At 41.0% G+C, this 11,951-nt stretch carries 12 protein-coding genes and 2 tRNA genes; 5 read left to right on the forward strand and 9 right to left on the reverse strand.

Annotation, left to right across the window (positions count from 1 at the left end; all coding sequences use genetic code 11):
- Positions 1-78 precede the first annotated feature (78 nt).
- The 3 genes from V7D18_RS23240 to rlmD form a co-directional block, all read right to left on the reverse strand.
- A complete protein-coding gene (locus tag V7D18_RS23240) occupies positions 79-564 on the reverse strand; it encodes a GNAT family N-acetyltransferase (protein ID WP_426157963.1) in 486 nt (161 codons plus the stop codon).
- A gap of 100 nt (positions 565-664) precedes the next feature.
- Positions 665-1,171, reverse strand: a complete 507-nt coding sequence (locus V7D18_RS23245; protein ID WP_426157965.1) for a GNAT family N-acetyltransferase — start codon at positions 1,169-1,171, stop codon at positions 665-667.
- 192 nt (positions 1,172-1,363) lie between these two features.
- On the reverse strand, positions 1,364-2,797 hold the full coding sequence (gene rlmD / locus V7D18_RS23250) for a 23S rRNA (uracil(1939)-C(5))-methyltransferase RlmD (RefSeq protein ID WP_426157966.1): 1,434 nt from the start codon (positions 2,795-2,797) through the stop codon (positions 1,364-1,366).
- Positions 2,798-2,951: 154 nt separating this feature from the next.
- On the opposite strand from rlmD, the gene V7D18_RS23255 reads away from it, so the two are divergent.
- A complete protein-coding gene (locus V7D18_RS23255) occupies positions 2,952-3,542 on the forward strand; it encodes a prolyl-tRNA synthetase associated domain-containing protein (protein WP_426157968.1) in 591 nt (196 codons plus the stop codon).
- Between the two features lie 55 nt (positions 3,543-3,597).
- Here V7D18_RS23255 and V7D18_RS23260 read toward each other — a convergent pair whose 3' ends face one another.
- On the reverse strand, positions 3,598-4,497 hold the full coding sequence (locus V7D18_RS23260) for a GGDEF domain-containing protein (RefSeq protein ID WP_426157970.1): 900 nt from the start codon (positions 4,495-4,497) through the stop codon (positions 3,598-3,600).
- Between the two features lie 171 nt (positions 4,498-4,668).
- On the opposite strand from V7D18_RS23260, the gene V7D18_RS23265 reads away from it, so the two are divergent.
- The gene (locus tag V7D18_RS23265) at positions 4,669-5,010 is read left to right on the forward strand and encodes a helix-turn-helix domain-containing protein (protein ID WP_426157971.1); all 342 of its coding nucleotides are present in this window, start codon (positions 4,669-4,671) and stop codon (positions 5,008-5,010) included.
- Between the two features lie 22 nt (positions 5,011-5,032).
- On the opposite strand, the gene V7D18_RS23270 is transcribed toward V7D18_RS23265, so the two are convergent.
- From V7D18_RS23270 to V7D18_RS23280, 3 genes are read right to left on the reverse strand one after another with little or no spacing between them, the layout of a single operon-like run.
- Complete coding sequence (locus V7D18_RS23270) at positions 5,033-6,820, reverse strand: aminopeptidase P family protein (RefSeq protein ID WP_426157972.1); 1,788 nt, start codon at positions 6,818-6,820, stop codon at positions 5,033-5,035.
- Positions 6,810-8,249: a dihydrolipoyl dehydrogenase gene (gene lpdA, locus V7D18_RS23275; protein WP_426157974.1), complete on the reverse strand. Its 1,440-nt coding sequence runs from the start codon at positions 8,247-8,249 to the stop codon at positions 6,810-6,812. The genes V7D18_RS23270 and lpdA overlap by 11 nt, the downstream gene beginning before the upstream one ends.
- Entirely contained in the window at positions 8,249-9,043 is a 795-nt protein-coding gene (locus tag V7D18_RS23280; protein ID WP_426157975.1) for a Cof-type HAD-IIB family hydrolase, read from the reverse strand. The genes lpdA and V7D18_RS23280 overlap by 1 nt, the downstream gene beginning before the upstream one ends.
- Positions 9,044-9,170: 127 nt before the next feature.
- Between V7D18_RS23280 and V7D18_RS23285 the strand changes: the two genes are divergently transcribed.
- Together V7D18_RS23285 and V7D18_RS23290 are read left to right on the forward strand one after the other, a co-directional pair.
- Positions 9,171-9,244, forward strand: a tRNA-Pro gene (locus V7D18_RS23285).
- A gap of 75 nt (positions 9,245-9,319) precedes the next feature.
- Positions 9,320-9,392: transfer RNA gene (locus tag V7D18_RS23290), tRNA-Val, on the forward strand.
- Positions 9,393-9,523: 131 nt separating this feature from the next.
- Here the strand turns inward: V7D18_RS23290 and V7D18_RS23295 are convergent.
- Positions 9,524-9,844 (reverse strand): hypothetical protein, encoded by a 321-nt coding sequence (locus V7D18_RS23295; protein ID WP_426157977.1) that lies wholly within the window; start codon positions 9,842-9,844, stop codon positions 9,524-9,526.
- A gap of 1,075 nt (positions 9,845-10,919) precedes the next feature.
- Positions 10,920-11,261 (reverse strand): four-helix bundle copper-binding protein, encoded by a 342-nt coding sequence (locus V7D18_RS23300; RefSeq protein WP_426157979.1) that lies wholly within the window; start codon positions 11,259-11,261, stop codon positions 10,920-10,922.
- A 312-nt stretch (positions 11,262-11,573) separates the two neighbouring features.
- On the opposite strand from V7D18_RS23300, the gene V7D18_RS23305 reads away from it, so the two are divergent.
- Positions 11,574-11,939 (forward strand): ACT domain-containing protein, encoded by a 366-nt coding sequence (locus tag V7D18_RS23305; protein ID WP_426157980.1) that lies wholly within the window; start codon positions 11,574-11,576, stop codon positions 11,937-11,939.
- Positions 11,940-11,951 lie beyond the last annotated feature (12 nt).

Genomic DNA, 11,951 nt, shown 5'->3' on the forward strand with positions numbered 1-11,951 from the left:
TACAGCGGAGATTCTATGGCGGTCAATGCCACAGGTTATATAATGGGAAGTTCAGACTCCCATGCAAATTGGGATTTGTCATTGTATATCTAATTGCATAAATATTGCTGTAGATGCTGGATTGTCATTATATCTTTCGATATCATAAAATCCATAATACTTATACATTTTAATTGCTTTTTCCATAAAAGGAAACGTATCAAGTCTTATATGTTGATAGCCAATTTCTTTTGCATCAGAAATAACCTGTTCCATAAGTTTCTTTCCTATATGCTTTCCTCGATTACCCGGTCTGACATATAAGCGTTTCACTTCGCAATACTCATCGTCATCTTTTTTTAACGCAACACACCCTACAAACTTGTTGTCAATGCTTGCAATATATAATCTTCCTTCTGGCAAGCTATATTTTTCTTCAAGCTTATTTTTCTCATCACCATAATTCTGTGATTTCAAACACTCGACAACATCTTCATCGTCTGCTAAAATACTATCTGTATATTCATTAAACAATTGAAGTATTTCATCTTTTTCCCTATATGCCAATCTAACTATTACATCCATATTAGTACCTCTCTAAATTCAAATTTCTATGTTACTATACACAGTTCAATACTTTATAAATATAATGGGAAGTTCAAGGTAACCTACAGACTGGAATTTGTTATTGTAAATATTTTTCCATTAAAAAGAACTTTCCTTTTCTCCATTCTACAGTTCCTACTCTACTGTATCCACAATTACTATACAATTTTAAAGCATATGGATTTTCTGTAAATACATCTAAACGAACGGCCTTAGCTCCCTTTTTATTGGCTTCCTTCTCAATATGTTCCATCGTAATTCTGGCGATTCCTTTGTTTTGAAATAGCGGATTTACACATAGTCTATGTATTACATAAAAAGTTTTTTCCTCATCTTTCCATTGACCTTTTTTATATTCTTCATCACACTCCTGGTTTAAAACATAAATAACAACCAGTTTTTCGTAACTTAATCCTACATATAATTGCTCAGCTTTAATATCATTTATAAAATCTTCCTGAGTAGGGTATATCATATCCAATTGTTTGATACCATTATTCTCCATTACCTTAATTGCTTGGTGTACAAGATTATTTATTTCATTCAAATCTTCTAAAGTTCCAAGTCTATAATTTATATTCATCATCTTTACCTCAGCAAATTTTGATTGAAACTTGTCTCATTTTCATAATTATTAGTATCCTTCCATTTTATAACTAAACCTTGCTCCCCAACTTCTTATTATTGCTATAACATACTCTGAAACGGGGCTAAAAATCGCATATTTTAGCCCCATTTTTTGCTCATTTTTCAGTCAAAAAGCACAACATCTTGTGGTCTAACCCCTGCTTTTCTTGTCCAAACCACAATACGTCATCATTATCACCGTTTCAACATGGGTGGTCCAAGGAAACATATCCACCCCCCACGCCTTCTTCGCCTCATATCCCTTTTTCTTAAAATACTCCAAATCCCTGACTAATGTCTCCGGCCCGCAAGACACATATACCACTTTATCCGGCCTCATTACAGCAACGGAGTCAATAAACTCTTCCGTGCTCCCGCTTCTGGGCGGATCCATAAACACAACGTCCACATGCTCCCCGGATTCTGCCATATTGACCATAAACCGACCAGCATCATTACAATAAAAGCTTGCATTCTTTACATTATTGATTTTTGCATTTTCAATTGCATCACGAACCGCATCCTTGTTTAATTCCACACCAATCACTTCTTTTACATGGCTGCTGGCAACAATTCCTATTGTGCCGATTCCGCAATATGCATCAATGATCCTCTCTTTTCCGGTCAGTCCCGCCGCTTCAATAGCCTTCTTATAAAGAGCCTCTGTCTGAACGGGATTTACCTGATAAAAAGACTTAGAAGATATACGGAAACGACAGCCACAAAGAACATCTTCTATATAACCCTTACCATAAAGTACATGCTCCTTATCTCCCAGCACCATACTGGTTCCTCTGTTATTCACGTTCTGTATCACTGTCGTGATTTCCGGATGGCGTTCCCTTAAAGCTTTAACAAAATTATTCTTTGAAGGAAATATTGGGGAAGCAGTCACAAGCACAACCATAATCTCACCTGTCACAAAACCACGGCGAATTAAGACATGACGCAGCAGGCCATATCCTGTATCCTCATCATAAGTGCGGATTTTAAAAGATTTAAGCATCCCTCTGATCGTCCCAATAATCTCATCTGATTTCTCATCCTCAATCAGGCAGCTTTCCACAGGAACTACTATATGAGAATTAGCTTCATAAACACCAGAAATAGGGTTTCCCTTTCTGTCGTGATCAAATACAGCATGTACCTTATTACGGTAGTGATAAGGATCACTCATTCCCATCATGGACTCCAGGCGGCAAAATGGCTTTAACAACGTTTCCAGATTCTTTTGTTTCTGTTCCAGCTGTTTTTTATAAGGCAGATGAAGTAACTGGCAGCTTCCGCACCTTCTATAAACCGGACACTGAGATGCATTGCCTTGTCCCCTGTCCTTATGCATCTTATTACCTGACCGCTCATCATTTCTTATCTTATCATTCCGCATCTTGCCAGCTTGTGTCTTATCACTTTGTGTTGTCCGGGTAAATGGCTTCCCGGGTTGCGCTTTCCCATTCTCTGCCTTGCCATTTTGCGGCTTCCCATTCATTGTTTTCTCAACCTGTATCTTACCATCCTGCCTCTTCCCGTTCGCCTTTTTCTCATCTATACGAAACTTTTCCTTCTTCAATCGATTATCTATCATTTCATTAATCCGCCTTTTCTTCTCTGTTATCAAAAGCTATTATAGTATATTCTTCCCCATAAAACCACCGAATTCCTTTGTTTCTTTAAAAACTATTGCATTTTCGCCATTGAAGTTTATAATAATTCAAAAAGAGAAAAGGAAGGAAACACTCATGATTGATACAGGCACCAGCTTCTATATAGATAAAACACTTTACAATGGACGTCCGGCAAATTCTTCTGACAGACCAGACAAAGAACTCCGCACCTACGATCTCTTAGATCAGCTTCAAATCGCCTACCAGCGGCTCGACCACGCCCCGATCCCCACCATCGATGCCTGCCGGGATGTCGACTCCCTGCTAAACATCGACATCTGCAAAAACTTATTTCTCTGCAACGCAAAAAAGACGGAATTTTACTTGCTCCTGCTTCCGGGGAAAAAGAAATTCCGCACTTCCTGTCTTTCAAAACAAATCGGCTCCTCCAGACTCTCATTTGCTGATCCGGAGTTTATGATTCAGTTTTTAGATATCACTCCCGGTTCTGTCTCTGTTCTCGGGCTTATGAACGATAAAGATAACAAAGTTCAGCTGCTTATTGACAAAGATGTGCTCTCCTTTGAGTTCTTTGGCTGTCACCCCTGCATTAATACCAGCAGCTTAAAAATGAAAACATCTGACTTAATTAACCGGATTCTCCCTGCAATTAACCATAGCTTCATCCAGGTAGATCTTCCTGGTGAGCCGGATTCCATTCAGTAACTGCTCAACCAAAAAAAGGGCAGGATCTCTGTCTCCTGCCTGGTCTGCACTTATTCTACGTGACCTGCCAGATATTATCGTGGTAAGAGGCAATTCTGTTCTTGCCCGCCTGCTTGGCATAATACATGGCACGGTCCGCCTGTGAAAAAAGCTTCTGGTAATTTTCTTCTTTTTTCCCTGTACTGGAAACGATACCGATACTGACGGAAAGGCGTCCTTCCCCTTCCGGAACCGCTTTCTTTGCCCGCTTTAAGAGTTTTTCCGCCCGCTTGTAGACATCGGATCCGACTGTAAATACCACGAACTCGTCACCGCCTACTCTGCCTACCAGATCCGGCTCCGGAAAAAGATCGCAGAGCATTCCGCCTACCTTCATCAGAATCCGGTCTCCTGTGGGGTGGCCGTAGCAGTCATTAATTTCTTTGAAATTATCAATGTCGATCATGCAAAGCCAGCTGTCTGTGTCACTTTTTAACAGTTCATCAACCCGGTACTCGAAGGCTGATTTGTTGTAAACTCCGGTCAGTCCGTCTTTTATAGACTTTAACAGCAGCTGTTCTTCTCTCGCTTTTGATCCGCTGATATCCTGAAGCTTACCGATCAGTTTCAGCGGGCCTGTCTTTTTGTCTTCCCAGATAGCGGTTAATTTACAGCTGCACCAGTGGAATGGCTCCCCCATCTTTCCCATACTGAATTCAAAGGACCTCATCTCTCCCTCTTTTGGTGCATTGTCTCTGTGCTTTGAAAAAAAGCGTTCAAATGCCTGTAAATTAATATGACCTTTCGCATTAGCCGAAAGACACAGCCGCTTTTCCGGATAGGAATACTCGAACAATACAGTGTCAGTAAAAAAACTCATATTCCCGTACAGCTGTTCTGTCTGGCTGAAACGGAAAGACTCCTGTCCGATTCCCTTACTCTCACTTTCTAATTGTCTTTCTGAATTTCCTGTCATGATACTTCCCCCTGTACCTCATGGAATCCTTTATTTCCCGTCTTTTCTATTCGTATATCATACATGATAACGCTTTTTACCCGTATATGCAACTTGTTTTTGGAGCATTATTACGCATATAATACGTAATGTCTGGTTAGAATATCCTTTATGATAAACCAAGAGGTGATAATGTTGGATGAACAATTTGTCAGGAACCGAATCACAGAACTCCGCCTGAAGAAAAATATTTCAGAATATCAGATGAGCTTAGATCTGGGGAAGAATAAAAGCTATATACAGGGAATCTCTTCGGGACGTTCTATGCCTTCCATGAAACAGTTTTTCGAAATCTGTGATTATCTTGAAATTACTCCCATTGAGTTTTTTAATACAGAAAAAAAAGAGCAGGCTCTTTTCTGGGAGGCCGCCGCGATTATGAAAGAATTAAGCCACGAAGATCTGGAAGCAGTTTTTCCAATTTTACTGCGGCTCAGGGCGAAAACAGGCAGTAAAAAACAGGCAGAACCTTAATCAATAAGGTCCTGCCTGTTTTTTATATTGCTCTTGTCTGTTCTTTCAGCCAAAGCGCTTCTTCCTCTGTAAGGTGAGGTACCACCGCATCATAAACAGCTTTATGGTAATCATTTAAAAGTGTTTTATCCCGCTCTGTCATAAGTGATGGATCCAGTGCCTCCAGATCGATGGGGACCATGGTGAGAAATTCAAATTCCATAAACTGGCCGTACTCATTTAACTCCGCTTTTTTACATACGATCAGGTTTTCAGTTCTCACTCCGTGGCTTCCCTCAATATAAACTCCCGGCTCATCGGAAGTGACCATTCCTTCTTCCAGTATACAGTTATCCTGACGCTCCGGTACCATACGCCAGCGGATTCCGTTGGGACGCTCATGAACATTGAGCAGAAATCCGACTCCATGCCCGGTACCGTGATCAAAATTGATTCCACGGCTCCAGAACGGCTCTCTGGCAACATAGTCCAGCGTCAGCCCTCTGCAGCCATGGAGGAACTTTACGGCTGCCAGGCGGAGCATACTGATGACTGTGAGTGTAAAATGCTCCCGCTCCTCTTTGGTCAGCGGTCCCACCGCAACGGTTCTTGTTACGTCAGTGGTTCCCTCATAGTACTGGCCGCCGGAATCAACCAGATAAAGGCCTCTTGGTTTAATCTCCGCATTGCTTTCCAAAGTTGCTTTATAATGACACATGGCGGCATTGGCGCCGTAAGCAGAGATGGTATCAAAGCTGATTCCCAGATTCCCTTCCTGCTCACAACGGAGGTTATCTAAGTATTCCTGGGCGCTGACCTCTGTGATTGTTTCCTTTCCCACATTCTGCTTCAGCCAGTATATAAATTTCACCATGGCTGCTCCGTCTTTTACATGGGCTTTTCTCATGTTTTCCACTTCAACAGGATTCTTCATGGCTTTTGCAAGTACAGTCGGATTCATACGGTCAATGATACGGTTAGAAGAATCGATGCCTTTTACAATGGCATAATTGGTTCTGCCTGTCTCCAGAAGAATCCTCTGATCTCTCAGCTGGCTGACAGAAACATAGATGTCATTATAGGGGCAGACCGTAACGGATAAGTCTTTTAAATAGGCTTTTACCTGATCATTTAACACTTCTTCGTTAATGAACAGGTAAAAACGTTCCATCGTTACCAATCCATAGGAAAGAACAACCGGATTACAGCTCACATCATTTCCTCTGATATTTAAAAGCCAGACAATATCGTCCAGTGTGGTAAGGATATGAACGGTTGCCTTTTCTTTTTTCATTTCTTCTCTTAAATCGCTGATTTTCTCAGCTGCTGATTTACCGGCAAACTTTTCTTCAAGAATCCAGACCGGCTCTTTTGACAATTCAGGGCGCTGCTCCCAGATCTGATCCACAAGGTCCTCTTCATAGGCCAGAGTCACATGCTTATCTGCCAGTTTCTCTTCAAAATCCTGTCCCTGGCGGCAGTTTACAACACGCCCGTCAAAGCCCAGTTTGCCGCCTATTGGCAGTACTGCCTCTAAATAATCCAGGATATCAGGGACTCCCGGGTATCCCATCTTTCTAAGTTCCACGCCGGTGCCGGAAAGCTGCATTCCAGCCTGAACAAAATATCTTCCGTCTGTCCACAGACCTGCTTCGTCCTTTGTAATCACTGCGGTTCCTGCCGAGCCGGTAAAGCCTGTCATAAATTCTCTGGCTTTAAAATACTCTCCGACATACTCTGATTCATGAAAATCAGAGGTTGGAATCATATAGGCGTCAATATGGCGCTCTGCCATTAAGTCTCTTAACTGTTTCAGTCTCTCACTTATCATTGCCTGCTTCTCCTTTGGTTTCAAAATAATTTTCTATGGCTTCTGTGATGCCCTCGCTGTATGTGGGATGGGCACGCATGGCCAGCCGAAGCTGACTCGCCGTCAATCCGTTGGCAATTGCAGTTGCCATCTCGCTGATCATGTCTGTTGCTCTGGGGCAGACAATCTGGGCTCCAACCAGTGTACCGGAATATTCTTCAAATACCAGATGAACAAATCCGTTCTGCCTGCTGGTGATAATGGATTTCCCGTTTCCACTCATGGAATAGTGACCGCATCGCACATTCATATTGTTTGCCACAGCTGATTCCCGGGTAATTCCCACAGATGCTATCTCAGGTTCTGTATAAATGCAGCTGGGAACTACCGGCAGTTTCACAAACATTCCGTTCGGCACAACAGAAAGCCGGATGGTATGCTCCGCTCCTGCGATCTTTTCCACCACATAGGTTCCCTGTGCAGCGGCAACATGTGCCAGCAGGATATCCGACGCCACGTCTCCTATGGCATAAATACCGGGTTCACTGGTCTCAAATTCTGAATTCACCTTTAAACGGCCATGTTCCATCTTAAGACTTACATCTTCCCCCAGAAGGCCATCCAGGCAGGGCTCTCTTCCTGCTGCAATCAGAATCTGTCCTGTACGAATGGTCTGCTCTTGTCCATCCATCTCAAAAACGCAGGACAGCCCGTGATCTTCCTCTTCCCTGATTTTCTTAATATTCACCATGCAGTGAACTGTAATTCCTCTTTGCTTCAGCTCTTCTTCCAGCGCCTGGGACACTTCAGAATCCATAGGTCCAAGCAGATGGGCTTTCCGTTCCAGAATCGTCACATTGGAACAAAGTGCACTGAAAATGGTTGCGAATTCCACACCGATAACCCCTCCTCCAATTACGAGAAGCCGGTCATAATTCCAGGTATCCGACGCCAACAGACGCTCACTGGTCAATACTCCCGGCAGATCTGCACCGGGGAAATCGGGAATTACGCATTTCGCTCCTGTTGCTATGATGAGATGCTCTGCTGTATAGTAATCCTTTCCTTCCGGACCATTGACTTCCACCGTTTTATTTCTTCTAATGACTGCTGTTCCGGTAAGTACTGTAATATTTTCTGCTTCAATCAGGTCTGTAATGCCCTTTCGGTAAGATTTTACTGAACTTTTCTTATATAGCTGCATTTTCTTAAAATCAAAGGAAATAAAATCCGTAGATACACCAAACTCATCACAGTTTTGCAGTTCTTTAAATTTACTGGCGGCATGAAGAAGCGATTTTGTGGGAATACAGCCTTTGTTCACGCAGGTTCCCCCCAGCTTTTCCTTTTCCACAATTGCCGTCTTAAATCCCAATGAAGCAGCTTTTAATGCAGCAGTATACCCGCCCGGTCCTCCTCCTATAATTATGATATCAAAATGTATCGCCATTAAATCTCCTCCTGCCGGATCATTTTAAAATGAAGGCAGGCGTTCTTAATTCCATCCTGGTCGATGGGATCTGTAATATAATCGGCTGCTCTCTTCAGCTCTTCCATTGCATTGCCCATGGCAATTCCGATTCCTGCTGCCTTCACAATATCATAATCATTCATGCTGTCTCCAAATGCCACCGTCCTTGAAAGAGGAATCTTATAATATTCGCAGAGTCTGGCAAGCCCCACTGCTTTTGATGCCTTTCGTTCCACTACATCTGCACCTTTCTTATCCGCAAACATATGAACGTGGATCTCCGGGAATTCCTCCTCCATCTTTTTTGCACCATCTTCATCTCCGATGAAAGCCATGGTTCTCACATCAAGCTGTACAAGCTTTTCGGCATCTGCAAAGTTTCTTCGGCATTCTCCCCATAGCTTTCTGTCGTGTTCCGCCACTGCCTCCGGGTTTACATAATAGTCATATTCCCCTACGGTAGTACCAACACTGTAGGGTGTGCTCTTTGCATAGGAAAGAATCTGCTTTAAAAGATTTTTATCAAAGGTGTGCTCATATATAACAGTCTCTCCCACAGTCACCTTGGTTCCATTAAGATGAATAATTGCCTCCGGCCGTACCTGGTCCCGTATTGCAGTACTGAATATGGAATCCATGTCTCTTCCGGTTGCCAGCACTATGGTGTAATTTTCTCTCAGTTTTTCGATTGTCTCCATCGCACTTGCAGGAATCGACCAGTCTTTATGATCAAGCAGCGTCATGTCTACATCAAAGCTAACGATTGGTTTCATCTATTTTCACCTTTTTTTCTTCCTGATTAGTCTTGTCTGTTCCATCATATATTAAATTTTGAATTTTTTCAACAAATATGCTTTACCAATTGGAAATTTTCTGCTATAATGTCTGAGTGTCAGGAAACGGAGTATGGCGTAGCTTGGTAGCGCGCTCGGCTGGGGGCCGAGAGGTCGCAGGTTCAAATCCTGTTACTCCGATTGACAATTGCGATATCAGTACCGGCTTTCCAAGCAGACAGGAAACCGGTGCTTTTGGTTTACTGATAAATGTATGGAGACATAGCTCAGCTGGGAGAGCATCTGCTTGACGTGTAGAGGGTCGCAGGTTCGAGTCCTGTTGTCTCCATTATTTTTGAACCCTGGTAATTACGAGAATTCCTTGTAAATACTGGGGTTTTTCTATTTTGAGGTCTACAATAATTTGCTTAATAAAGCATGGATATACCCATAAATACAACACGATATCACACGAAACTACTATCTGAAAATGATATAATTCACTATATTTAAGGCAGGTCCATAATGTCGGATACCTGCCTTTTGTATTATCCCGGATTCTAATATTGGAAATATATTTCCGTCTGCATCCTTTTCACTAATTAAGACCAATCCTTTGCTCAGCGCTGTAACTTTTCCTTTGCTGGTTACGTTGGCTATTGAAGAATCCATAGGAGCCCATATGTATTCACCACTGTTTATCAGGATCCCGATCAGACCGTCATTGCTGCCGATCATAGTCTCAAACTTCCTACCTGCATAAACCTGGACAGTGACTATCTGTTTATCTAAAAGCTTCATGCTGCACCTTCTTCCTTGCGGGAGGCATCCTGCGCTTCGTATCCGGACACAGGCTCGTGTATGTATAAGCTGGCATTGTCCTGAATGGGTCATAACCGGCGGTGCTTTTATAGCTGCATCCGCCTTCGCCTGTATACGGCTGTTTACGCTTGCTCTGTCTGCTCTGCAGTCTTTTGATGATTTTCTCGATGTATCACTCCTCTGGAATTTTCTCTTAACCTGCTTAAGATACCTTTAATTAAATCCGATAATCTAAATGTATTATTTCAAAATATTTAAAGGGTAGGTATAAGTATGGAAAATGAAAATGTTTTAAAATTTGGATTAGGCATTAAAATATGGTGCGTAATCAGTATTTTAGGTAGTATTTTTAGTTCTTTAACAAATTTAATTTATGCTAATTACAGCGTAGCTGTCGCATGTATTGCTACTGTGATATTCTACATTTGGCTGCTCTTAAGTAAAAAGCGAATAGCATTTTACTTGATTGTTTTCGTAGCTGTCGCGCGTCTCATAATAGACCTTATTGTACTAAAAACCCCAATGGCGTTCTTGGGATTGGGTAATTGTTTAATTACATATGCTTTTCTGCATAAATACTGGAAGCAAATGAAGTGATTTTATTCTTACACGTACCCTGCTATTCTGCTTACAGGGTACGTTTTTTAATTAAAATTTCAGTTTATATGACTTTCTAGTAGATTTAACAATCTGTCTTGCATATCGGTTGTCGTGTCCACACAGCCGCATTCATTATTTTTCCTACATCATTTTCAGTAAAAACTGGTAAGTACAGGAATTTCTTGTACTTACTGGTTTTTTTATTTTAAGTCTTATAGTAATTATACTGTAATAATTTGTAGTTTTATGTCGTATTTTCAGACATTAACAATCTATCCACAATTATTTCCACATTACCGTGGATAACTGTCATATTGGATAAAAAAAAAGACGGGATTGACCGTCTCTGTTTGTAACCAAGAAAATAAAATTACCTTTCTATTATAAAAGGTCACATCCCATAATAAAAAGCTGCCAACTTTGTTGACAGTTGGCAGTTTAATATTAATAAAACTTACATTCCAGACATTTTTCTACACTCATCTGCACATGTCTGGCATTCTTTTGCACAGTCTTTGCAGTGCTGATCCTTAAACATATTACACTCTCTTGCGCAGCTATCACAAATCATTGCACAAATTCCACAATGCTCTTTCGAGTATTGTCCGTTCATCGACATCATAGACACTGACATCTGACACATCATTGCACATTCAACCAACATACTGACACAGTTCTTTCTTTCATTTAAATCAGGCTCATTTAAACATGCATGAAAACATTCATAACATGCCTGTGCACATTTTGCACATGCGTCAATACACGATTGATTCTTCTTGGTTTCCATTGTTAACATATCCGTTACCTCCAATTATTTTAATCAAAATTTATTATCTACAAATTCTCCAAAAATATTAGAGGTAATTTTTTTATTCAAACCATCAATTTTATATTCTCAGCGTATGCTGCTCTCTTTTTTGCGTAATCCTGAAAAGATAAAAGTACTTGACCTTATAATAAAATTGTAGTAAATTAAATACAATCAAATTCATATTTATACACGCAAACTTTGCCGCCGGGTAAAGTACAACACAAGCGTTCAGATTTCATACCGTTAGGCCATTGAAGGTGTGATATTCTGGACCTTTTTTTATGAGGAGGAAATAAAATGGATTTACAGATCATTGACAGGAAATTTTCAGTATGCAAAGTAAACGAGGTAAGTGCGGACCTATTAGAACATGATTTCACATTTATCAGTAAGACTGATAACGAGTTATCGGTGATATGCGAAACGAACCATGTACCCAATATAAATATAACCGCAGAACATGGCTGGACCTGTTTTCGGATTGCGGAGGATGCATCATTTGAAAAATACGGCATGATTGCATTTTTATCCAAAATTATAGCCGATGAGAAGACCTGTATTTTAGTTGTGGCTACTTATGATACTGATTATATATTTTTAAAAGAAGAAAAATTAAGTGACGTAAAAAGGGCTTTGCTGGAAAATGGCTGTAAGTTTATCTGATTCCGGTGTTTT

Origin of the sequence: Lacrimispora sp. 38-1, from assembly GCF_049890855.1 — a bacterium.
In the GTDB taxonomy this organism is placed as follows: domain Bacteria; phylum Bacillota; class Clostridia; order Lachnospirales; family Lachnospiraceae; genus Lacrimispora.